The organism is candidate division KSB1 bacterium (genome assembly GCA_024655945.1).
Lineage (GTDB): Bacteria > Zhuqueibacterota > Zhuqueibacteria > JANLFK01 > Oleimicrobiaceae > Oleimicrobium.
In genome coordinates, this window is sequence record JANLFK010000004.1 from 54882 (window position 1) to 77977 (window position 23096).

Annotated in this window: 16 protein-coding genes and 2 pseudogenes; 14 read left to right on the top strand and 4 right to left on the bottom strand. The window is 60.2% G+C overall.

Going from position 1 to position 23096, the window contains the following annotated elements; all coding sequences use genetic code 11:
- Positions 1-8 precede the first annotated feature (8 nt).
- The 14 genes and pseudogenes from NUW13_06740 (at position 9) to NUW13_06805 (ending at position 12046) form a co-directional block, all read left to right on the top strand.
- A complete protein-coding gene (locus NUW13_06740; GenBank protein ID MCR4438725.1) occupies positions 9-1028 on the top strand; it encodes an efflux RND transporter periplasmic adaptor subunit in 1020 nt (339 codons plus the stop codon).
- A gap of 22 nt (positions 1029-1050) precedes the next feature.
- Entirely contained in the window at positions 1051-2937 is a 1887-nt protein-coding gene (locus NUW13_06745) for an efflux RND transporter permease subunit (GenBank protein ID MCR4438726.1), read from the top strand.
- 31 nt (positions 2938-2968) lie between these two features.
- Positions 2969-3856 carry an efflux RND transporter permease subunit gene (locus tag NUW13_06750; protein MCR4438727.1) on the top strand — a complete coding sequence of 296 codons (888 nt, stop codon included), beginning with the start codon at positions 2969-2971 and terminating at the stop codon, positions 3854-3856.
- Positions 3857-4329: 473 nt separating this feature from the next.
- Positions 4330-5676 carry a magnesium transporter gene (gene mgtE, locus NUW13_06755; GenBank protein ID MCR4438728.1) on the top strand — a complete coding sequence of 449 codons (1347 nt, stop codon included), beginning with the start codon at positions 4330-4332 and terminating at the stop codon, positions 5674-5676.
- A gap of 115 nt (positions 5677-5791) precedes the next feature.
- Complete coding sequence (locus tag NUW13_06760) at positions 5792-6790, top strand: thioredoxin domain-containing protein (GenBank protein ID MCR4438729.1); 999 nt, start codon at positions 5792-5794, stop codon at positions 6788-6790.
- Positions 6791-7491, top strand: a pseudogene (locus NUW13_06765) (cytochrome c biogenesis protein CcdA). It begins immediately after the preceding gene.
- Positions 7492-7504: 13 nt separating this feature from the next.
- A complete protein-coding gene (locus NUW13_06770; GenBank protein ID MCR4438730.1) occupies positions 7505-7981 on the top strand; it encodes an arsenate reductase ArsC in 477 nt (158 codons plus the stop codon).
- Positions 7982-8082: 101 nt separating this feature from the next.
- Positions 8083-9081 (top strand): annotated as a pseudogene (arsB, locus tag NUW13_06775) (ACR3 family arsenite efflux transporter).
- Positions 9082-9127: 46 nt separating this feature from the next.
- Positions 9128-9400, top strand: coding sequence for a thioredoxin family protein (locus NUW13_06780; protein MCR4438731.1), 273 nt, complete (start codon positions 9128-9130; stop codon positions 9398-9400).
- A 52-nt stretch (positions 9401-9452) separates the two neighbouring features.
- Positions 9453-9956, top strand: a complete 504-nt coding sequence (locus NUW13_06785) for a thioredoxin family protein (GenBank protein MCR4438732.1) — start codon at positions 9453-9455, stop codon at positions 9954-9956.
- A 131-nt stretch (positions 9957-10087) separates the two neighbouring features.
- A complete protein-coding gene (locus NUW13_06790) occupies positions 10088-10648 on the top strand; it encodes a sigma-70 family RNA polymerase sigma factor (GenBank protein MCR4438733.1) in 561 nt (186 codons plus the stop codon).
- Positions 10649-10700: 52 nt separating this feature from the next.
- Positions 10701-11186, top strand: a complete 486-nt coding sequence (locus tag NUW13_06795; protein MCR4438734.1) for a zf-HC2 domain-containing protein — start codon at positions 10701-10703, stop codon at positions 11184-11186.
- Complete coding sequence (locus NUW13_06800) at positions 11183-11701, top strand: periplasmic heavy metal sensor (GenBank protein ID MCR4438735.1); 519 nt, start codon at positions 11183-11185, stop codon at positions 11699-11701. The genes NUW13_06795 and NUW13_06800 overlap by 4 nt, the downstream gene beginning before the upstream one ends.
- Positions 11702-11704: 3 nt before the next feature.
- Positions 11705-12046 carry a hypothetical protein gene (locus NUW13_06805; GenBank protein MCR4438736.1) on the top strand — a complete coding sequence of 114 codons (342 nt, stop codon included), beginning with the start codon at positions 11705-11707 and terminating at the stop codon, positions 12044-12046.
- 300 nt (positions 12047-12346) lie between these two features.
- On the opposite strand, the gene nifJ is transcribed toward NUW13_06805, so the two are convergent.
- From nifJ to NUW13_06825, 4 genes are all read right to left on the bottom strand, one after another.
- Positions 12347-15874, bottom strand: coding sequence for a pyruvate:ferredoxin (flavodoxin) oxidoreductase (nifJ, locus tag NUW13_06810; protein ID MCR4438737.1), 3528 nt, complete (start codon positions 15872-15874; stop codon positions 12347-12349).
- Positions 15875-16396: 522 nt separating this feature from the next.
- Positions 16397-18934: a carboxypeptidase-like regulatory domain-containing protein gene (locus tag NUW13_06815; GenBank protein ID MCR4438738.1), complete on the bottom strand. Its 2538-nt coding sequence runs from the start codon at positions 18932-18934 to the stop codon at positions 16397-16399.
- Positions 18935-19224: 290 nt separating this feature from the next.
- Positions 19225-19971 carry a hypothetical protein gene (locus tag NUW13_06820; GenBank protein ID MCR4438739.1) on the bottom strand — a complete coding sequence of 249 codons (747 nt, stop codon included), beginning with the start codon at positions 19969-19971 and terminating at the stop codon, positions 19225-19227.
- A 79-nt stretch (positions 19972-20050) separates the two neighbouring features.
- Positions 20051-23086 carry a hypothetical protein gene (locus tag NUW13_06825; GenBank protein ID MCR4438740.1) on the bottom strand — a complete coding sequence of 1012 codons (3036 nt, stop codon included), beginning with the start codon at positions 23084-23086 and terminating at the stop codon, positions 20051-20053.
- Between the last annotated feature and the right edge of the window lie 10 nt (positions 23087-23096).

Consider the following 23096-nt stretch of genomic DNA (forward strand, 5'->3'; position numbering starts at 1 on the left):
GAGCAGAGATGAACAAGACAGCAACTTTCTTCTTCGCATTGCTTCTGTTGGCGTGGGGTCTGTCTGGGTGCGGGTCAAAGCAGGACAACACCGGAGAGGCCAAGAAGACAGAAGCAAAGTTGATAAAGGTGCAGCCTGTGGGCAGGCATAGATTGGTGGAAAGGCTCCAGCTGCCGGCAACCCTGCGCGCCGAGAATGTCGCCAACATCCTGTCTACCTCTGAGGGCAAAATCTCCCAGCTGCTGGTGCGTGAGGGAGATCGAGTAGAGGCCGACGCTGTTGTCGCCACGATCAGCCCGCTGGTGCGCGAAGACATAATCAATTCCGCGCGCCTCTGGGTCGAGGCCAAAAAGGGGACACTGAGCAATGACCCACACAACCCGGTTCTGCAGAGAGAATACGAACAGGCCCGGCAAGACTATCAATTCGCCTTGCAGCAGTACAAAGAGATCCACATTACCTCTCCCATCGCAGGCGTGGTGTCGCGGCGATGGGTTGACGTAGGCGACATGGTGCAGGCTAAGGTGAAGCTGTTCGAGATTCAGAGTAGTGGAAAACTGCTGGCGGAAGTGCCAGTTTCAGAACTGGACATTGGTAAACTGCGCCTTGGTCAGACGGGTGACATTTTCGCGGACGCCTGCCCATCAAAGCAATTCACAGGCGTCGTACAACGCATCTACCGGCAGGCCGAGGCAAAGACCAGGAACGGAATAGTAGAGATGCGGGTTATCGACCCCTGCCCGAATCTCAAGCCTGGCATGTTTGTCAGGGTCACTTTCGTGACGCGCACCCTGGAGAACGCTGTGGCGATTCCGAGCCAGGCGGTAATTGAACGTCCGCAGAAACAAACCTGCTTTGTGGTGGAGGAAAGCAAGGCGAAGGAAGTGGTGCTGCGAACCGGCCTCGAGGTGGAAGGCTGGGTAGAGGTCCTCGAAGGACCTGCGCCGGGGGATATGCTTGTGGTCGAGGGCCAGGAGCAGTTGAAAAGCGGTAGTGCGGTGAAGGTCCAGGCCCCGCTGGTAAGGTGAGCGGCCAGGCAGGAGAGAGACGATGAAGCTTACTACGATTTCCATTCGCCGGCCCGTGGCCACGCTGGTGCTGATGGCAACCGCCGTGGTCCTCGGCATCTATGGTTATTTTCAATTGCCGACCGACTTTCTGCCGGATATCACCTACCCTATGATCAAAGTGTACGTCTACTGGCGCGGGGCTACACCGGAGGAAATCAACGACAACATCGCGGAGCCGATTGAAAGAACCTTAGCCACGGTGGACAATCTCGATTATCTCGAAGGCTCGTGCATCGAAGGCATGTACCAACTGCTCGTGAATTTTGAGTTCGGCACCGATGTGGATGTGGCGTATCAGGACGTGGTGGCCAAAATGGGTCTGGCGACCCGCAAGCTGCCGCCGGATGTGGATCCGCCCATCATGTTCAAAGCCGATCCCTCGCAACTGCCGGTGGTGCAACTCATCGTCATGTCCGACGGTCGGGATCTGGTCAAGCTGCGCACCTGGGTGGAAAATGTGCTGCAGGATCAATTTTTAGCAGTGAAAGGCGTGGCTGGAACCGAGATCGTGGGTGGTCTAAGACGGGAAATTCGCGTTCATCTCGACGCAGAACGGTTGGCAGCATACGATTTAACATTAAACCAAGTCATCAAACGCTTCCAGGAGGAAAACATCGAGCGGCTCGCGGGTCGGGTGACCGAAGGCGGAAGGGAATTTATTCTGCGTACCAATGCTGAGTTCCGCAACCTGGACGATATCCGCAACGTGGTCGTGCTTAACGACGGAAAATCCATGGTGCGGCTGAAGGATCTGGCAACGGTCGAAGACAGCCATGAAGAGCAGCGGGTGATTACCCGGTTCAACGGCAAACCGGCGATTAAGGTGAATATTTTGAAACAGGCCGATGCCAATACCGTTGAGATCGCCCATCGGGTGAATGAACTGATTCGGAAGGTGGAAGATACGGTGCCGCCGGATATCAAATTCGGCACGATTGAGAATCAGGCGGATTACATCAAAGGCGCCATCGCCGGGGTGAGGGATTCAGCCATCGTCGCCGTATTGTTGGTCATTCTGGTGATCTTTTTATTTCTCGGCCATTGGCGTCAGGTCGTGGTGATGCTGATCGCCCTGCCGATTACCATTTTGCTTAATTTTTTCCTAATGAAAATCCTCGGTTTTTCCATCAACATTTTTTCGCTGGGCGGAATGGTCGTGGCCATGGGCGTGGTGCTGGATAGTTCCATCGTGGTGATCGAAAACATCACCCGGTTGCATCTGGAAAAAGGGAGCCGAAGCGATACGGTAGCGGACACTGCCACCAGCGAAGTGGCGCTGGCCGTGGTGGCATCCACGTTGACCTTCCTTGCGCTGTTCATGCCGTTTCTGCTGATTCCGGGGCTGACCTCCCTGCTATTCAGAGAGTTGATCCTGACCATTGCCGGAATCGTGGTCGTGTCCCTGCTGGTGGCGCTCACGGTGACACCCATGCTCACCCACTATCTGGTCACCAGCAAAGGCCACCGACGGGAACGGCGCAGCATTGCCGACCGCTTCATCCAGCTCATTGACCGCATTTACCGACGCGTGCTGAACGGGTTGCTGCCGTTGCGCTGGGTGGTCTTGGCGGTTTTTGTCTTATTCATGGTAGCCGCGGTTTATCTGTTTAGACATGTCGGCAGCGAATTCTTGCCCAAAGTGGACGACGGTCGCGTGATGATCAAAGTCATCCTGCCCACCGGCACATCGGTGGCGCGCACCGATAGTCTCTTGGCCCGTCTCGAGAGCGTGGTCAAGGACGATCCTTATGTAGATCGCTATTTTACCCTGTCCGGCGGCAAGGTATGGGGACTGGTCACCTACGAGGTCGCCAATGAGGGCGAGATCGATATTGAATTAAAAAAGTCAGCGGCCGTTTTCGACTGAACAGTACCTGGAACGCATTCGGCCGCAGGTAATGAAATTCATGCAGCCCGGCGCCCGGCTGGTGGTGGCGCAGCAAAAGATGAAAGGCATCGGCAAGGTGGGCGAATCTTACGACATCCGGGTGATGATGCCGGAGACCAACATTCGCTCCCGGCAGGATATTGAGAATCTCTATCTCGATGCCCCGGGAAATTTGAAACTTCCGCTGCGCACCGTGGCTCAGGTGGTCCCACGGTTGGGGCCAGTGGAAATCGTACGGGAAGATCAGATGAAGCAGATCGTCGTCTCCAGCGATGTGACCGCCGGCGCCAGCGTTGGCGACATGGCCAATGCTGTTAGTGCCGCATTGTCTGAAATTCGTTTGCCAGAGGGGTATTCCTTCGATCTTGGCGGCCAGGTCTATATGATGAAAGAGAGCCAAAAGACGATGCTGCAGATCATCCTGTTTGCCTTGTTCTTCGCCTACGTGATTCTGGCAATTCAGTTCAACTCGTTCAAACAGCCATTGCAGATCTTGCTGGGCGTGCCGTTCTCATTTGTGGGAGTCGTTGCGGCACTGTTGCTGACCGGTTTTCCTGCCGGCGCCACGGTGCTTATCGGCGTAATCATCATGACCGGCGGCATTGCCACCCAGGGCGTGGTGTTGATCTCATTTATCAATGAGTATCGTCAAAAAGGGCTGGGATTGAAAGAAGCCATTCTCGAAGCCGCGCCCTTGCGCGTGCGCCCGATTCTGATGACCCAGGCGACCACGGTGCTGGGACTGTTGCCGCTGGCGATCAACTATGGCGAAGGCGGCGACATGCTGCAACCGATGGCCATTGCGGTGATCGGCAGATTGCTGTTCTCACTGTTGGTTACGCTGCTGCTATTGCCATGTCTGTATTTTGTCTTTGAAAGGGGAGGCTCAAGGGAGTAGTTCCTCGCAAGGCTACAGGGGGGCGGAATGCATGGCGTCGCAAAGGGCAGGGCGCGGGTGGATGCGATGCCAGCTGCAACAGAGGGGTAGGCCCCGTGGCGTTCGTTTGCACGCTCGGTGAGCAAACAACCCGAGCGCAGCGACATTTACCTGTTGCAGATGTGCGGGAATTTTGTATATTTGCACAACCAGGTTGACAGGGCCTCCTGGCGGAGGTCACTCCCTGGCATCGCCGCTGCCGTCGGCACCGAGGTCTGCGCCGGTGCCCCCGCCGTGGCGAGGCGATGTCGCCCAGGAGGCGCACAGTTGTGACCTTCGTGGTCCCCTTTCCAACTGAGCCCTCAGACTGTCGCAGTGCGGCAACGATGCGCCGCCGAAACAGGGGGAATGGGCGCACGGCCAAGGATCTTGCCCGACAGTGGCCGTTGTTCATGCTGGTGTCGATGCTCCCAGGATGCCAAGCGAGGTGGCCCATGCTGAAAGAGCTGCTGTTGCCGGAGATTCAGGAACTCATTGAGGCCAAGGACTGGCGTACCCTGAAAGAAGCCATCGCCGACTGGCCGGCACCGGACATTGCCGACCTCCTGGAGAGCTTGCACGAGGCCGATCGCGTAATCCTTTTCCGCTTGCTCCCCCGGCAGCGTGCGGCCGAGGTCTTTGCCGAGTTCGAGCCGGACAAGCAGCGCCAGCTCCTGGAGCGCCTCACCAACGAGCAGGTGAAGATGCTTCTCGAAGAGGTTTCTCCGGACGACCGAACCGAGTTGTTCGAAGAACTGCCGGGAAAGGTCACGCAACAGCTCCTCAATCTCCTTTCGCCTGCGGACCGGCGCGAGGCGCTGCAACTCTTAGGCTACCCGGAGGAGAGCGTCGGCCGACTGATGACCCCTGACTATGTGGCCATCTGCTCGCACTGGAGCATCGAGCAGGCCATCAACCATATCCGACGCTACGGCAGGGACGCCGAGACGGTCAACGTCATCTACGTGGTGGACGACGACGACCACTTGTTGGATGACCTGCCCATTCGGCGCATCATCCTGGCGGAGCCCAGCCAGAGCGTCGAGTCCATCATGGACCACAAGTACGTGGCTGTCGAGGCCAGTGCCGACCAGGAGGAGGCCATCCGGCTCATCCAGCACTATGACCTGAACGCGCTGCCGGTGGTCGACAAGGAGAATGTGCTTTTGGGTATTGTGACCGTCGACGACGTGCTGGACGTCTTGCAGGAAGAGGTTACCGAAGATGTGCACAAAGGGGCGAGCATCGCTCCCTTGGAGACCAGCTACAACGCCGCTTCGTTTTGGAGCCTCTATCGCAAGCGCGTCGGCTGGCTCTCGCTTTTGGCGGTGGCCGGCTTTCTCTCCTCTACGGTCATTGCCATGTACGAGGAGACGCTGGCCAAGATCGTCGCCCTTGCCTTCTTCATCCCCGTGCTCATCGACAGCGGCGGCAACACCGGCTCGCAGTCGGCCACGCTCATTATTCGCGCCTTGGCGCTTGGTGAGCTCACCCCCAAGCGCTGGTTTCAGGTGGTGCGCAAAGAGCTGCTGGTGGGGTTGCTCTTGGGTGCCACTTTGGGACTGATCCTCTTTGTGTGGGGCGAGTACTGGAAGGGGGGGGCCCAGGTGGGGGTTGTGGTCGGCCTCTCCATGGTGTGCATTATCTTCATTTCCAATCTCCTGGGGAGCCTTTTGCCCATAGTCATGACCAAGCTGCGCCTCGATCCGGCGGTGGTCAGCGGTCCCTTGATCACCACCCTGATCGACGCGCTTGGCTTAGTTATCTACTTCACTGTGGCAAAGTGGGTGATTCGCTTCTGAGCGGGGCAGGGCTGATTCAGCAGGGGCAATGCGGCAGTGGCCCGCCGGGCACAGCCCCTGCGTGTTGCCTGGTGCGCATCAACTTGCGGGTGTAATGCCCGTGAAAGGTGGAAAGATGAACCGTACGGCAAGAATAGCAGTCGTCGTTGTGTTGCTGGTGGCAGTTGGTGTGGTGCTGGTGCTGCGCGGCAGGGTGGACAAGGGGCCGCGTCAAGAGGCAACTGTGGCGGAACTGACGGCCGGAGGGAAGGAGGATCTGGGGAGTGCAGCCGAGGCGAAAGAGGCGTCACCCGGTCAAGCGTCTGCTGAGCCTGTGGCAGTGGCGCCACCTGCGGCTCTTCCCAAGGGCACTGTCGCCCTGGTGGATGGCCGGCCCATTACCGAGGAGTACCTGCGCACCACCTTCGAAAGCCTGCCGCCTCAGTACAAGCAGGAGTTTCAAGGTGACATGGAGACCTTCTTGGACCAGCTCATTGTGCGCGATCTGCTCCTCAACGAGGCCAGGCGCCGCGGGCTGACGGCAGCGGACTCCTCCGGGGGCGAGAGCCAGGACGGCACCATCCAGGCGCTGGTGAACGCCTTGGGGAGCGCCGTACAAGTGTCGGATGCCGAGGCCAGGCGCTTCTACGCCGAACACGCCGAGGAGGTGCAGGGCGCAACCTTTGAGCAGGTGGAGAGCAGTATTCGCGACTACTTGGGCCAGCAAAAGTTCGTCGCCTCTATCTCTTCACTCATTGATAGCCTTCGCTCAGCAGCGAAGATTGTCAAGAACGAGGAATGGCTGGCGGCACAGCGAGCGGCCCAGCCCCCAGACCCGCTGGAGCCTGCGCTGCGCAGTGACAAGCCGACGGTGCTTGACCTTGGCTCGGACAGCTGCGTGCCGTGCAAGATGATGAAGCCCATCTTCGCCGAGCTGGAGAAGGAGTACAAGGGGAAGGCGAACATCCTGCTCTTGGATGTGTATGAGCACCGGCGGTTAGCCCGCCAGTATCAGGTGCGAGTCATCCCCACGCAGGTGTTCTTTGACCACCAGGGGAGAGTCTTCTGGCGCCACGAAGGATTCATGTCCAAAGAGGAAATCGTCAGCAAACTGCGCGAGTTAGGAGTGGAGTAGATGCGGGCGGTTCTTGAGTGGCTTTCCTTAGCCATGGGTGGCTCGCCCGCCCTGGCTCTCGTTGGGGCTTTGCTGTGGGGTCTTTTGAGCATCTTGGTGAGTCCTTGCCACTTGGCAAGCATCCCGCTGGTGGTTGGCTTGATCGACGGCCTGGGGCAGATCTCCACCAGGCGCGCCTTTGTCCTTGCCCTCATTTTCGCCACCGGGATACTGCTGACCATCGCTATGGTCGGCGTGCTGACCAGCTTGACGGGCCGCATGCTTGGCGACCTGGGTGCAGTGGGCAACTATGTCGTGGCGGTCATCTTCTTTGCCATCGGACTCTATCTCTTGGGGGTGATTGACGTGCCGTGGCTTGGGGAGGGGCGCATCCCAGGCTGCACAGAGGGGGTGTGCTGGCTGCCCTAGTCATCGGCTTGCTCTTTGGACTTGCCCTGGGGCCGTGTACTTTTGCCTTCATGGCGCCCATGCTTGGGGTGGTCTTTAAGGTGGCGGCGTCGAACATCCCCTATGCAATCTCGCTGGTGCTGGCTTATGCTGTAGGGCACTGTTTTCTCATTGTGGTGGCGGGCACCTTCACTGGCGCCGTGCAAAACTACCTGCAGTGGAACGAGCGCTCGCGGACGACGGTTATCGTGCGACGCATCTGCGGCGTGTTGGTGATTGCGGGCGGGCTTTATCTTCTGTGGACTGCGGCTTGAGAGGGGAGCGCTCATGGGCAGAAAGCTGAAAGTGCTTTTCCTATGCACCGGCAATTCCTGCCGCAGCCAGATGGCCGAGGGCTGGACACGCCGTTTGAAAGGCGACGCCATCGAGGTGTGGTCGGCCGGCATTGAACCGAAGGAGGTAGACCCGCGCGCGGTGGCCGTAATGGCTGAAGCAGGGGTGGACATCTCGGGCCAGCGTTCCAAGCACGTGCGCGAGGTGATGGACATTCCCTTCGACTATGTGGTCACCGTGTGCGATCACGCGCGGGAAACGTGTCCATTGTTTCCGGGTGCCGCAAAACGGGTGCACATGGGTTTCAGGGATCCTCCGGAACTGGCACGCCGGGCGCGCACCGAGGAGGAAGCCATGCAGATCTACCGACGCGTGCGCGACGAAATTAGGGCGTTCGTGGAGGAGATGCCAGGGATCTTGGAGACCGTCTCTTCCGCAGAGCGCCACACCGCTGAGAGGAAGGGCCGGTGACGGAACGAGAACAGTGGGAAAAGGGAGGCGTCATGAGTGGGCAGACCGGAAAGCAATTGTCGGTGTAGGACAGGTTTTTGACCTTGTGGATTTTCTTGGCAATGGCAGCGGGCGTGGGTTTGGGTTACCTTGTGCCTGGGGTCACGCGCCTTATTGCCAGTCTGCACGTGGGGGCGACCTCTTTGCCCATAGCCGCGGGACTCATCCTCATGATGTACCTGCCGTTGGCAAAGGTCAAGTATGAAGAGATGGTGCGGGTGTTCCAGAACAAGCGCCTTCTGGTGTTGTCCCTCCTGCAGAATTGGGTCGTGGGGCCCATCGTCATGTTCCTGCTGGCGATACTGCTTCTGCGTGACCATCCGGACTATATGATGGGTGTCATTCTCGTCGGATTGGCGCGCTGCATCGCCATGGTCATTGTCTGGAATTCGTTGGCCGAGGGGGATCGGGAGCTGGCCGTAGGTCTGGTCGCCTTCAACGCCGTGTTCCAGGTGCTCTTCTATGCTGTCTACATCTACCTGTTCATCACTCTTGCCTTGAATTGGCTGGGAGTGGCAAGAGGGGTGGATGTGCACATCTCCAGTTTGGAGGCGGCCAAGACGGTGTTCATCTATCTTGGCATCTCCTTCCTTGCCGGCCTGATCACCCGCACGACCTTGCTCCGCCGCAAAGGGCGCGAGTGGTAGGAGAAGGTGTTCACTCCAAAGATCAGTCCCATCACCCTGGTGGCGCTCCTTTTCACCATCGTGGTGATGTTCTCCCTGAAGGGTGAGTATATCATCAAGCTGCCGCTGGACGTGCTGCGCGTGGCTGTGCCGTTGACCCTGTATTTCTTCCTGATGTGGTTTGTGACGTTCTTCCTTGCCCGCCGACTGGGGGCGAACTATGCGCAGGTGACCGCGGTCTCCTTCACGGCCGCCAGCAATGACTTTGAGTTGGCCATTGCCGTGGCAGTGGCAATCTTTGGCATCCAGTCAAACCAGGCCTTTGCCACGGTAATCGGTCCGCTACTGGAAGTGCCCATCCTGGTCAGCTTGGTCAATGTCGCGCTGCGGCTCAGGCGGCGGTTCACCCCAGTCGAGGCGAACGAGATGGCATAACGCGAGTGACCCACGTGGTAGAACTTTCGACGAGCAGGAGAGGAGAATGAGTGAGGATTCTCGTGTGTTGACGATTCAAGTTATTGGTCCGGGATGTCCACGCCGCGACACTTTGGAGCGGCGCGTATACGATGCATGCGCCGAGCTTGGCTCGGTGGCGGACATCGTACTTGTGCGAGATCTGAAGGAATATGCGAAGCTGGGCATCGTCTTTACCCCGGCGCTCGTGGTGGATGGCAAGGTGGTGTTGAGCGGGCGAGTCCCCTCCCTTGCGGAACTGAAGGGCCTTCTCGGGAAGCTGGCGGGAGCAGAAGTATGAGCGCGGCTCTCCACCCGCAGCGTCGGTGCGGATGACTGCCAGGAGGTGCAAGATGGGCGGCATACTATCCGTCACCATCGGCGGCCGGCCTGTGGGCCTGATCGGGGTCGAAGAGGCACTGGCCGAGGCTAAGGCACGCCGCTTTGCTGACGATGAAGAGGTGAAGGCTTTCTTGTTGGCGGCCATCAAGGCGGAGAACTATGTACCCCCGCAAAAGGAGGCGGAGTACGCGGAAGCGCTGCTACAGCTCTATCGGAAAGCCATGGGCATGGCGGTGGCCGAAGAGGAGAGCCGCGGCTTGGTCATCCGCGTGCTGGGTCCTGGGTGTGTCTTTTGCGAGCGCATGACGGCCGACATCCTCGCCATCCTGGCGGAGATGGGGGTGGCGGCCGATTTCCAGCACGTCCGCGACTTGCAGGAAATCGCACGCTTTGGCCTGGTGCCCACGCCGGCGCTGGTCATCAATGGCAAGGTCGTGGCGGCTGGTCGCGCCCCCTCCCGCACGCAGCTGAAGGCCATGATTGAACAGGCCATAGGCGGCACCGCCCACCAATGAGAAAGCCTGTCCCCGCGTTGTGACTGTGTCATCAGACAGGTCCTCCTGTGAGGGCCTGTTTTTTTCGCACGTTTTTGTCCGCAGCGGTGTCAAATAGTGTTGAACAGGCAGGCCCTCTTAGGAAGAGACAGGTGCACGACGAGTTGATTAGCAGGGTCGCGGCTGGCGATGCGCAGGCCTTTACGGAATTTTACCAGCGGTACGCAGGGGTGGTGTTGAACCTCTGTTTCCGTCTGGTGAGGGACCGTGAAGACGCCAACGACCTCACGCAGGAGGTCTTTGTGCGGGTCTTTCGCCAGGCGAGCTCCTTCCGCCACCAGGCCCAGCCGCTGACCTGGCTCTATCGCATCGCCACCAACCTCTGCCTCAATCACCTGCGGCGTGCAAAGCGGCATGATCCCCGTGGGGCAATCAGCGAGCTCGAAGAAGCAAGCGCAGCCCAGGGTGCCCACAACTCGGAGCGCCCCGACGTGCTGGTGGAGCGCCGAGAGGCACAGGCCCTGGTGTGGCGGGCGATAGAGTCGTTGCCACCAGCACAGCGTGCGGCATTAGTCCTGCAGAAGTACGAGGGGCTCTCCTGTCAGGAGATTGCCGCGGTCATGGGGTGTTCGGTTGCCTCGGTGCACTCGCGCTTGCACCGCGCCAAGGAGAATTTGGCGCGAGCGCTTGTTGCCGCCTTGCGCGAAGAATGAGCGCATGTTTTCGGCTAGGAGTGTGTCAAACAGGTTGGACGAGGCGAATACGATGAAGTGTGCAAAGGTACAGAAGTGGCTCCTGCGCTACGTGGACGGCGAGTTATCCGAGCGCCAGTCGCGGCGGGTGGCTGACCACCTGCGCGAGTGTGCTTCTTGTGCGCGGGAGGCCGCGCGCTTGGGGGGGCTCTGGCAGGCGGCAGTGCCCCCAGAGGAGTTAGCGCCCTCGGCTGTGCTTTGGTACAAAATTAGGGCACGCACCATAGACGCCGTGCAGGAGAAGAGTGGCTGGGCAGCGTTTGGCGCCCAGTGGGCGCCGGCTTTCTCGACTGCAGGGGTGGTGACCTTCGGCGTGGCGGTGGGCTTGTTGCTGGGCAGGCTGCTCTTTGGGCCTTCGCTGGGAGGGGCGCGCTCGACGAGTGTGCGGCCCACTGGACAACTCGACGCGTTGACTTATCGGCTGGTCTTTGAGGCACTCCCCCCTGGATCCCTGCCCAAGGTCTATTCCGAGTTAAGCTCGGGAGGAGGTCCACGATGAAGCAGAGAGCTCTCCTGCTGGCGCTGCTCTTTTCAGCCACCGTGAACATTGTCCTGGTAGCTACTCTGACCGCGCGTCTGCTGGTTCCTTCGCGCCGAGAAGAGCCGCCTCCAAGGCCGTTCTGCGACGGCCTGGCCCTCTCTGCGCACCAGGCCCAGGCCATCGACAGCACGCGTCACTGCTTTGCCACAGAGGTGGGGGGAGTATGTCTGGCGCTGCACAAAGAACGCCAACGGTTGGTGGACCTTCTCGCTGCCGAAGAGCCTGACACGCAGGCCATTGCCGCGTGCATGGACAGGATTGACTCGCTGCAGTCCATCTTGCAGCGGCGGGCGGTGGCAGCCATTATGCACGAGCGCCAGATTCTGACGCCCGAGCAGGCCTCTGCCTACTTCGCCATGATCAGAGCAAGGTTGAACGTGGACGTGCCTTGTCAACGCCTGGCGGGGGCAGGCGGCCAGGGTGGCGAGGATTGTCCGGTTGCAGGGAGTGAATGTCCAAACCAGAGGAGGTGAGAGATGCGCAGAAAACTGTTCGTTGTCGGCCTGATGGTCGCAGTGGCGTGCTTCTTTTTGGGCTTCACGGCGATCGACGATGGCAAGCAGGTCAAAGGCACGCCGTGCAAGGAGCAGGTGGTCGACAAGTGCAAGGACAAGAACGCAAAGGGGGAGTGCAAGCACGAAGGGCAAGCCTGCGACGAGCAATGCAAGCAAAAGTGCGAACAGCAGTGCAAGGAAGAGTGCAAAGACCAGGCCTCTTGTGCTGAGAAGCACGCTGCGGGTCAGTGCCAAGGACATGAACCTGGCGCTTGCAAAGGCCAGCGCCAGAAGACCCAGCCAAAGAAGGACGAAAAGAAATAGCTGGCGCGGACGTGCTCTTTGGGGAGGCCGCTATCCCTGTGGCCTCCCCTTTCTGTTTCCTCCACCGGGAGCACTGATCTGCCCCGACGGGTTGAGGTTGGTCAACGTTCGCCGGAGGATCCGTCAAATGGCCAAAGGCGCAGCCCGCCTCTCGGGCCGTCTCAATCTGTGTTATCTCTGGTCATTGGCCTTCCTCGAGGCGGTGGGGGCTATCAGCGTCATCTGCGATTCCTCCCCGAATCGGATGCAAGAAAAAAGGGTCCCCCTGCCATCCAGGGGGACCCTGCGTCTTAGCTCCTCCTACTCAGCCAGCTTCTTGTAGTAGGCGTACCGCTCCTTGACCACCTCCTGGAACTGTGGCCAGTAGTCCTGTACCTTCTCCGGGAAGCTGATCTTCAGCGAGTTGTAGCGCTTCTCGCCTTCCAAGAACTCTGCCACCGGGATCTGCGGCTCCTTCGAATCGAGAATGAAGGGGTTCTTGCCCTCTTTCTTGAGCATGGGATTGTAGCGATACAACACCCAGTAGCCCGCATCCACCGCCTTTTTCTCTTCCTGCTGGGTCAAGGACATGTCGATCCCGTGGTTTATGCACGGCGCGTAGGCGATGACGATAGAAGGCCCCTTGTATGCCTCAGCCTCGACCAGGGCCTTGAGCAACTGATTCTTGTTGGCGCCCATGGCCACCGAGGCGACGTACACGTAGCCGTAGCTCATCATCATCACTCCCAGGTCTTTCTTCTTGGTCGGCTTGCCGGACTCGGCAAAGCGGGCCACCGAGCCCAGGGGCGTGGCCTTGGAGGCCTGGCCGCCGGTGTTGGAATAGACCTCAGTATCCAGAACCAGCAAGTTCACGTTTCTGCCCGCGGCCATGACGTGGTCCAGGCCGCCGTAGCCGATGTCGTAGGCCCAGCCATCGCCGCCAATGGCCCAGATGCTCTTGTCCACGAAGTAGCTCTCCAACTCGCGGATGCGGCTCAACACCACCTTCGCCTCGTCGCCGGCCTTGGCGATTGCGCCGGGGAGCAGCCGCTGGATGAGGCGCGCATTCTCCATGGCGGTATGGCTGGTGTCTTCCCACAGCTCCTTGGCCTTGAGGAGCGCGCTCCTCAGCTCGCCATCGACGCCCATGGCTAAGATGCGGTCCACGTGGCTCAGCAACTGCCGACGGTTGGCATCCACTGCCAAGCGCATGCCGAAACCATACTCCGCATTGTCCTCAAAGAGCGAGTTCGCCCAGGCGGGACCGTAGCCTTCTGGGGTCTTGGTGTATGGGATGGTCGGGAAGGTGCCGCCCCAGATTGAGGAGCAGCCGGTGGCGTTGGCGATAATCATGCGCTCGCCAAAAAGTTGCGTCAGCAGGCGCACGTACGGCGTCTCGCCACAGCCAGCGCACGCACCCGAGAACTCCAAGAGGGGCTGCCGGAACTGGCTTCCCTTGACCGTAGTCTCTTTGACCACGGTGCTCAACACGTTTTCGGGCAGTGAGACGAAGAAAGCGACATTGTCGTTTTCTCCTGCAGCGCGCTCCTCTTCGATGGGCTTGGCCACCAGCGCCTCCTTCGGGCATTCGTTCACGCAGTTGAGGCACCCGACGCAGTCCTCGACGAAGACCTGCACTTTGTAGTCGTACTTCTCGCCGTCCTTGCCCGTGGCGCGCAGTGTCTTGAAGGTGGCGGGGGCGCCGCTCAGCAAGGTGCGATCGATGAGCTTGGCGCGAATGGCTGCATGGGGACAGACGAACGAGCACTGGTTGCACTGGATGCAGTTCTCCGGGATCCAGTGCGGCACGTAGGGCGCAATGCCGCGCTTCTCCAAGGCAGAAGTGCCTGAGGGCACATATCCATCGAAAGGCATCTGCGAGACCGGAATCTGATCGCCTTTTTCGCGCATGATGGGCTCGATGACGTTCTTGGTGAACTCATCCGCGTCATCGGGCACGAGCTTCTTGGCCTCGCGATGCTTCCCGGGGAGGGTGGCAGGCACCGGCACCTCCACAAGTGCCTCTGCCGTCTTGTCCACTGCCGCCCAGTTCATCTTTACCAAGTCTTCGCCCTTTTTGCCGTAGGTGTTCTTGATGGCGTCCTTGATCATGGCAATGGCCGTGTCGCGGGGCAGCACGCGGGAGATGAGGAAGAAGGCGACTTGCATCACCGTGTTGATTCGCCGCCCGAGGCCTACCTCCTCCGAAATGCGCAGGGCGTCGATGTTGTAGAACTTGACCTTTTTCTCGATGATGGTGCACTGCACGTCTTCGGTGAGGTTCTCAAATGCCTCCTCGCGCGACCAGTTGGAGTTGAGCAAGAAGACACCGCCTTCGTTGATCCCTTCCAGGACGTCGTAGCGGCCAATGAAGGCCTGGTTGTGGCAGGCGATAAAGTCGGCGTCCTCCACCAAGTAGGCGGACTGGATGGGCGAATGGCCAAAGCGCAGGTGACTGCGCGTGATGCCGCCCGACTTCTTGGAGTCGTATTGGAAGTACCCCTGCGCGTACATGTCGGTGTTGTCGCCGATAATCTTGATGGAGTTCTTGTTGGCGCCCACTGTGCCATCGGCACCCAATCCCCAGAACTTGCAGGAGATAGTGCCCTCCGGCACCGTGTTGAGCCGCTCGTTGATCGGGATCGAGGTGAAGGTGACATCATCGGTGATGCCCACCGTGAACCCGTGGCTGCACTTGCCTTCCAGATGGTCGTACACCGCCTTGACCATCGAAGGGGTGAACTCCTTGGAGGAGAGTCCATAGCGGCCGCCGATGATGGTGACCTCCGGCCGTCCCTTCAGCGCTGCCACCACGTCTAAGAACAGGGGCTCGCCAATGGAGCCCGGCTCCTTGGTTCTGTCCAATACCGCGATCTTGCGCACCGTTTTGGGCACGACCTTGGCGAATTCCTCAGCGGCAAACGGCCTGAACAGGCGCACCTTCACTAAGCCAAGTTTTGTGCCCCGCTTGGCGTTGAGGTAGTTGATGGTCTCCTCGATGGTCTCGCAGCCGCTGGCCATGGCCACGATCACCTTGTCGGCGTCCGGCGCGCCTACGTAGTCGAACAGGTGGTATTGCCGGCCCACGTACTTTGCCAGGAGGTCCATGTACTCCTGCACGATGGCCGGGCAGGCCTGATAGTACTTGTTCACCGTCTCGCGACCCTGGAAGTAGACATCCGGGTTTTCGGCACCGACCTTGACGCGCGGCCTCTCCGGATTCAACGCGCGGCTGCGGAACTCCTCCGCGTAGCGCCAGTCGAGCATCTCTCGCATGGTGTCGTAGTCGATCACTTCGATTTTCTGGATTTCATGTGAGCTGCGGAAGCCGTCAAAGAAGTTGAGGAAGGGCACTTTCGACTTGAGCGTGGCCAGGTGCGAGACCACCGCCAGGTCCATAATCTCCTGGATGCAAGCCGCAGCCATCAGGGCAAAGCCGGTGTTGCGGGCGGACATCACATCGGAGTGGTCGCCGAAGATGGACAGCGATTGGCAGGCAAGCGAGCGCGCCGACACGTGGAAAACCGTAGGCAGCATTTCGCCGGCGATTTTGTGCATGTTCGGCAGCATGAGCATCAGGCCCTGCGAAGCGGTGAAGGTCGTGGTGAACGCCCCTGCCGACAGCGAGCCGTGCACCGCACCGGCGGCTCCCGCCTCCGACTGCATCTCGATCACGTCCACCACCTGGCCGAAGATGTTTTTGCGTCCCTTGGCTGCCCACTCATCCGCCAGTTCGCCCATGGGGGACGAAGGGGTGATCGGGTAGATGGCCGCCACGTCGCTGAACGCATAGGCGACATGGGCAGCGGCAGTGTTGCCGTCCATCGAGGTTTTCTCAAAACGTCTCATGGCAATCTCCTCATCTTGGCATACCCTCTCATGCGTGCCTTTCAAGGCCGCTCAGTCTTGCGCGACCTTTAGGCACGCAAGGTGGCAATGTATAAATTTCGCGCGAAACCGTCAACTGATTTATGCCAGCAGCAGGGGTGAACTATGGTGGAAAGCATAGGGCTGCCCACCTCCGGCGGCCAGGGCAGGCTGGTCGCCGCCCTGTACAAGTTCAGTGCGGGACTGGGACCTTGCAGTGCAGAGGTAGCCGACGGCCAAAGGCATTTAGCCCCTGGGGATTCTGAGACGCGTCTGCAGTGCGGCGTGATCAGGACGCACAGCCCTCGCCCAGATGGGCCTTTCGCGGGGTGATGAAGACGCCCTACGCCCGGGTTGCGTTGGCAGGAACGGTCAGCGCGGCTGGCACCTTATAGCCGGAACTAAGGAGCATAAATGCGTGGGGCCTGCGGCGCGGTGCGAGCTGTGTGCCGGCGCATGGCTGGAGGGCCACAGGCCAAGGGAAAGGCGGAGCAAGAGCTGCCGTCACCGCATAGGCTCGAACGCCATGCGCAATCCCACATTGACGCGCCGCCCCACGTCCCAGGCGCTGGGGTCGCGCAGCTCTCCGCCAATACGCCCGTCAGAGGCGATCCAGAGCACGTTGTGGCGGTCTAATAGGTTGCGCACACCCAAGTAGGCAGTCAGCGAAAGCCATGCCCGCAGTTGCCACTCCTTGTATGCCTTCACGTCCACGTAGGCCACGTTGCGCATGCGCGCATTGTTGGGCTCGATCTGCGTGTTCAGGTCGGGCACATAGCCGGTGCGGGAGGGATAGTAGGTGTAGGGTCGGGGCGAGTTCCAGCGCCACACCAAGTCGAGCCCGTAACGCCCGGGGACGCCGGCAAAGAGGTCTACCACCAGCGTGTGCCTCTGGTCCCAGCTCAGGAAGTGCTCCTTATTGGGCACTGCAAAGCCCCACATGAAGTAGTTCAGCCCCTGGTCGGCCGAGCTGCTGAATCCCTTGGCATACATCAGCGTGTAGCTCAGCTTGCCAGAGACGTAGTTGCTGTAGCACTTCTCAACGAACACCTCCATGCCGCGCGCGCGAGCACACGGGAGGTTGACGTACTGGCTGAAACCGTCGTCTTCTGCCTTGCTATCAGAGGCCAGAAAGGTCTTCGTGTCCACTAAGCCGGTGATGTCCTTGTCAAAGTAGGTCAGCGACAGGAGCCAGTTGTCGCGGAAGGAGCGCTTGTAGGCCATTTCCCAGGCCACCGTGCGCTCGGGCTTGAGGTCAGGGTTTCCGTAAAGGGCTTTGATCCCTTTCTTGAGGTCATACTTCAGCCCAGTGAACATGTAATCGAACAGCGGCACCTGGAAAAAGTAGCCATAGTTGACCAGAAGGAAGTCGTGTTCACTGATGGGGAAGGAGACGCCGACCCGCGGACTGAGCTGCGATTTGAGGGACGCAGGCGCCCACCCCTTGACTTCTTGCTGGTAATCCTCGGCAGTGACCGGGATCCACTCCACGACCGGGCGCTGGGCACGAGGGTTGAGAAAATCGTAGCGCAGGCCGATGTTCGCCACGAAGATGTCGTTGTCCACCTTGTCCTGCAGGTAGAACGCGCCCTGGTAGGGTTCATAGTGGTAGGAACTGCTGAAGTTGTATAGCGGACGATCCAGGAGCGGCCTACCCCAGTAGGACTTTTGCGGCTCGTACTTGAGCAGCTCGTTGTCCAATTGGAAGTAGTTGAACTCAAAGCCGCTCTTCAGCTCATTGACCCGGCCTATCTGTGCCACAAGGTCGCCTTTGAGAGTGAGGGTGGTCTCACGAGCATCCTGCCACCACAACCGCCGGCCGCCGACGATGAAGTAGTACCACGGCAGCTCGTACTGGTAGGCCTGCGAGGGGTCGACCTGGTTCTTATCCCCCTGCCCCATGCGGTGTTGCACCTCGTAGCGACTGAGGCTGAGGGCGTAGAAGACGCGGGGCGAGATGGTGTGGGTCAGTGTCGTGCTCAGCCTGAGGGAGCGCTTCCAGCGCGGGGGCAAGCCCGGCAGATTGAAGCGCCAGCGATACTCGTAGTCGTGCCAATCCCAATCGGAAAAGAGTACCTGCCCCAAGATCTTCATGTTGCGCGTGAGCTGCAGGTGGAGCTTGGCGACCAGGTTGATGTTCTGCTCGATGGGGGAGCCGAAGACCGGGGCCATGTCCTGCCACCAGCGCGTATCGCTCATGCGGTAGTTGGCCGAAATGAGGTAGGTGAGGGCTTCGCGGCGCAGGGGACCTGAGGCGAAGAGTTCGAATTCGCTGGCGCGATTGGTCTCTTCGCCGCCGATGTGGTCGTCGTAGGCCCTCAACCAAAGACGATGCTCCCTGGTTCCCCCTTTGGTGACGACGTTGACCACGCCGGACATGGCGTTGCCGTACTCGGCGTTGAAGCCGCCTGTCTCGACAGTCATTTCCACAATGGAGCCGCTGGGCAGGTCGCTCCCAGTGCCTCCGAGCATGGCCTGTTGAATGGGCAGGCCGTCCACCAGAAAAAGGACCTCGGTGGTGCGTCCGCCACGCACATGGCCATCTGCTGTCACCCCTGGTTGCAGCGCCAGCACCTCGCGGAAGGAGTTGACAGGCAGTTCTTCGATCTTGGAGCCGGCCACCGAGTGCGCGGTCGCCGTCACATCGCGGGGGATGAGCGGCCTCTCCGCAGTGACCACAATGGCCTCGGTCACCTCCAGAGTCTGCGCCTCCAGTGCGGCGTTCACAGTGGTCTTCAGGTCCATGACGATGCGTACGTTCTCGACCACATGGGAGCGATAGCCGATCATCAAGAACCTCACGCGATAGATCCCTGCGGGCACGTGGTAGACCACGTATTCGCCTTGGGCGTTGGTCGCCGCGCCCAGCTGGGTGCCCTCGATGAGTACGCTCACCCCCACCAGAGGTTGGCCGGTTGCTTTGTCGGTAACCCTCCCTTTGAGCGACCCGGTGGTGCCGGCCCATAGGCCAGCCCGGGCGAGAAACATCAGTGTCGCTGCGCAGGCTATCATTATGGCGCAACGAGTCAACGTTGCACGCATTTTACCACATCCTCCTCGCTCGCAGACCTGAACCCGCCATGCGCCCCCGGCACCACTGCGGACGACTTCCGCAGACAGATTCTGTGGAGGCGCGCGATTGTGGGTTGCTGGTGCAGACTACCCCAGTTTTCCCCAGACCGTGCCTGAAACCGAGATCGGGCGGCGCGGCGGAGCATCCGTTGCGCAAGAAGCGGCCGCACGTTCGCGCAAAGGCGCACCGCTGCAACAGCCCGGCCCAAAGCATACCACCAGGCTCCCGCGTCGTCTTGCGAACATGCTTGTCACCACCGTCATGGTCCGATGTGCTCGGAGCACTCCAGTTTCCGCTTCATGGCCACAGGAAAGAAGTAGGAGATGTCAAAGAGGAACTCATTGGACTTCAGCGGCCAGTGCTCTTTGAAGAGCCTCAGCTCAGCCTGCGCCTTCACCCTCAGCGGGAGATCGAAGGCGACGACGGTGTCGGTGGGCACGATGGCCACGGTATCGCAGTAGACCCACTGCACGCGTACGTCAGGCTGCACCCATTTCCACCCCAGGCGGCTGTTGACCACGTAGTGGAGATAGCGCTCGGTGAGGTGCACGCACCTGCCCGAGTCGTCATCCTGTTGCCAGAGGAGCGGCTGGTAGGTCTCGATGCGGATCGAGTCCCCAGGCGCTAAGGTCAGATAGCGTGGCATCACGGTGTCGGCGAAGGCAAGTGTCTTGTGCCAGGCACCACTGCCGTCGGCCGGCTCCAAATGCACCACCAGCTCAATCCACAGAGTCCCTTCCACCGCCTCGTCGAAGCGGTTGCACACCCAGACCTCAAAGGGCACTTGCCACTGCGATTGGCGATTCCATTCCTCCATGCTCATCCCCTCTGGGGGGATCTGGTAGCGGAGCTCATAGTTGTGGCGATGGGCGAAAAGGGTGCGATTGTCTTTGGTGGACAGCCTCACTACGAGCACCTCGGGTCGTTGCGGCGGGGTGAGGACGTGCTCCTCGCAGCTCCACAGAAACGTGAGGAGAAAGGCAACGGAGCAAAGCAGCACTCGCACATGCCTTTCAGCTTGGTTCGTTGGAGCCATGCCACTGGGGAACGCGCGGCGCTGTTTCCCACGATGCATTGTACCCTCGCTATCTCAGGATCGCAAACTTGCCCATGGTGCTTCTGCCATCTGGGGTACGGACGACGTAGATGTACAGCCCGTAGGCGACGCGCATGTAATCGAAGTTGAGCAGGTTCCAGAACGCGGTGTCGCTCAGCACGTTGTCGTGGTGAATCGTGTAGACCTTTTCCCCCACCAAGTTGTAGATGTCAATGGCGCAGCGGTGGGGCAGATTCATGAAGGCGATCTTGGCTTCCTCCGGACTGCGGTCCCACGATGCCCCTCCCACGAAGGGGTTGGGCACCACGCACACGGCCTCCAGGTCTGCCTTGGCCAAAGGGCGAGGGGTGGGGCCTGTGGTGGTGATGCGGAATGTGTCGCCGGTGCGAAAGGGGCGCACGGTGACCACGCGCGCCACATCTCCTGGCTTCGGCGGCACAGAGGTGCGCACCGTGTCGTAGACCACCCGCGTGCCATAGGTCTCCTGGATGACCCTGCGCACCACGCGCGTGTAGCCAAATTCGCTGAGAATCACCCCCCAGGTGATCGCCAGCTTGCCTTGGAAATCATCCCAGATGTAGATGAAATCTCCTGATGACCAGCTCTTCCTTAGCGAATCGGTGGTGTCAGACTTGGAGTCATAGTAGATATCCCACACCGAGGGCCGGTTGAGCACCGTGTTCCACACGACGAATGGCGCGGTCTTGCCGGTCAACCTGCCGGTGGTGAGTGTGTCCAGGAAACGGATTTCGTACTCATAGGGAAAGGGCTTGGTGCTGAGCATCCGCCCGCTGATCCGCCACGTGCACGGGGACGGGGAACCGTCGGCGAGCTTTTTCCAACCGCTGAGCTCGCGGCTGATGCCCACCGAATCTGAGCGCTGCACGCGCAGGCTGATGCCGTCGAAGATGCTGACGCTTTCGCCCTTCGTGTCCGGACATCTCTGCACAACTCTCTTGCCGCTTGCCTCATCGGTGACGTTGTACACGAGGAGACCGAGGCTTGTGTCCTCGAAGCTGAGCAGGTAGCTGTGGCCGGTGAGCGCCGCCGGGTCGATCACCTCCAGCTCGATTATGCCGTTGCCGAAAGTACCTGGCAAGGGCGCGATAGACACCTTGGGCGCCTCCACATCAGGAGGCATGGCGCTGGGTGTGACCTCCACCAAGTTGGGTGCCTCCTGCACGTCAGTGCCTTTGGGGCATTCTTGCGAGCGGAACCTGGGAAAGCCCTTGGGGTTGTTGGCGAGGATGCCGTGGTCATAAGAGCAGACGCTGTACCAGTAGGTCACGCCATTCTGCACGGTGGTGTCCACCCACGAGTGGAAAAGTCCCGTATCATCGCCCAGCTTCTGAAACGGGTAGATCTCCTCGTACCCCTTGATGTCGTTCTTGAGGTCGCAGGTGGCGATGGGCACGAAATTGAGCAGCCTGCCGTCGGCATCATAGATGGGGTCGCCCCACTGGCCGAGAGCCGGGTCGCGGGTGGTGCGGTAGATGCGATACCCTTCAAAATCCGGGTAGCCAGTGATAAAGTCCACCGCCTGCTCGGCCTCCTTGTCCCAGTAGAGAGTAACCGTTCGATTGCCGGGCACCGCTACAACCTTGGGCGGGGGAGGCGCCTCCGCGCGACGATAGCCGCTCTGCACGATCTTTCTGGCGATGTGCACCCGGGACTTGAGCTGCTGCATATCCTGCCCGAATGCAATGGCGACGGCCAGGTTCAGCGTGTCGCCGCGCGGCCAGTCTAGCGGGCCGCAGCTCATGACCATTGGCACCTGTCCGAGGAAGGTGCGTGGGGGTATGCCGATTCCTCGCGTGCCAAGGTATTCGGACGGATCAAAGCGCGGATCGCTGCGACCATCCGGGCCGGGGAAGAACAGGACGCGCTTGACCACCTTGGCCATGCCCGTCGTGTCGCCGCTGAGAACCTTGTACTGGACCAGCTCCCGTTGGCCGATGCTAATGACTGCACCCATGTCGAAGACGTGCCAGCCGGTGAGGCCCAGTTCTTGGCCGTTCGGGCCGGGTGGCGTCTTGACGAAGGCCACCGCCACATGCTGCAGGTCAGGGGTGCGGCTCACCGGATCGAAGCCATAGCTCATATCGAACCGCTCACCGGCAAATTGCCCCTTTGTGGTGTCGGCGAGCAGGTAACCCACCCTGGTATACCCCTCCGGGCACATCATTTCAAAGTACAGGCCCAAGTAGACACCCGCGTAGTGGAAGGCGCTCTTGTTGATGAGCTCAAGGTCAAACACTGCGATGTCCTTCGCGTAGGCATGCTCAAAGCCCACGGCCGTGCATTCCACATACGCGCCCAGGCTGTACCCTCGCTGCGGGTACATGTAACCGTAGTAAGCCGAGCCAAACGGCTGCGCGGGGGCTATCTGCTCGGCGGAAGGGTAGTCCTGGAACGCGAAAAAGACCACCTGGTCGCCAAAGAACGCACCAGCCATGGGCCTGCCGGAGGCATCGCGCCGCCACCTTCCCGGCCACACGCGCGTGCCGTAGATGGGATGTCTGGGCCACGACTCAGGCAACGTGCTGGTGGCCAAGAGCATCGGGTTAAAGTCCACGCTGGCCGGGTACAGGTCGCCATAAAGTACCTCCCCGGAGTAGAAGCTCCCCCGCGAATAAGGCACCGGGTTCCAGTCTTGACCCCGGCGGAAGGGGTCGAAAAGTGTCCCAGAGACGGTAGGCCCCATGCTCCGCCAGCTCTGCTGGAGCGTGTCGAACACTTGCGGCGCCCAGGGGCCATCAGGGACGCCCACCCAGAGGTCCATCACGTACAGGTACCGTTCGCCCTTGGAGGAGCCAGACGGATAGTAGCAGCCGGACTTGAGTTTTCCGTCTTCAGGGACCAATCGACCGTCGTTGTAGAAAGCGAGCGTGATGTTGCCAACGTCCAGCACCCCCGCGGCGCGCTCGCCGTAGGTGGTGCCGCGCAGCAATGCTCCACGGGTCTGCTCCTGGGCCCCGGCAAGCAGTGCCAGGCAGGAAGCAGTGATAGCGACCAGTGCAATGAAAATGCTCAGCCGCTTGACATTGCGCTCAAGGCCCCTCACAGAGGATCCT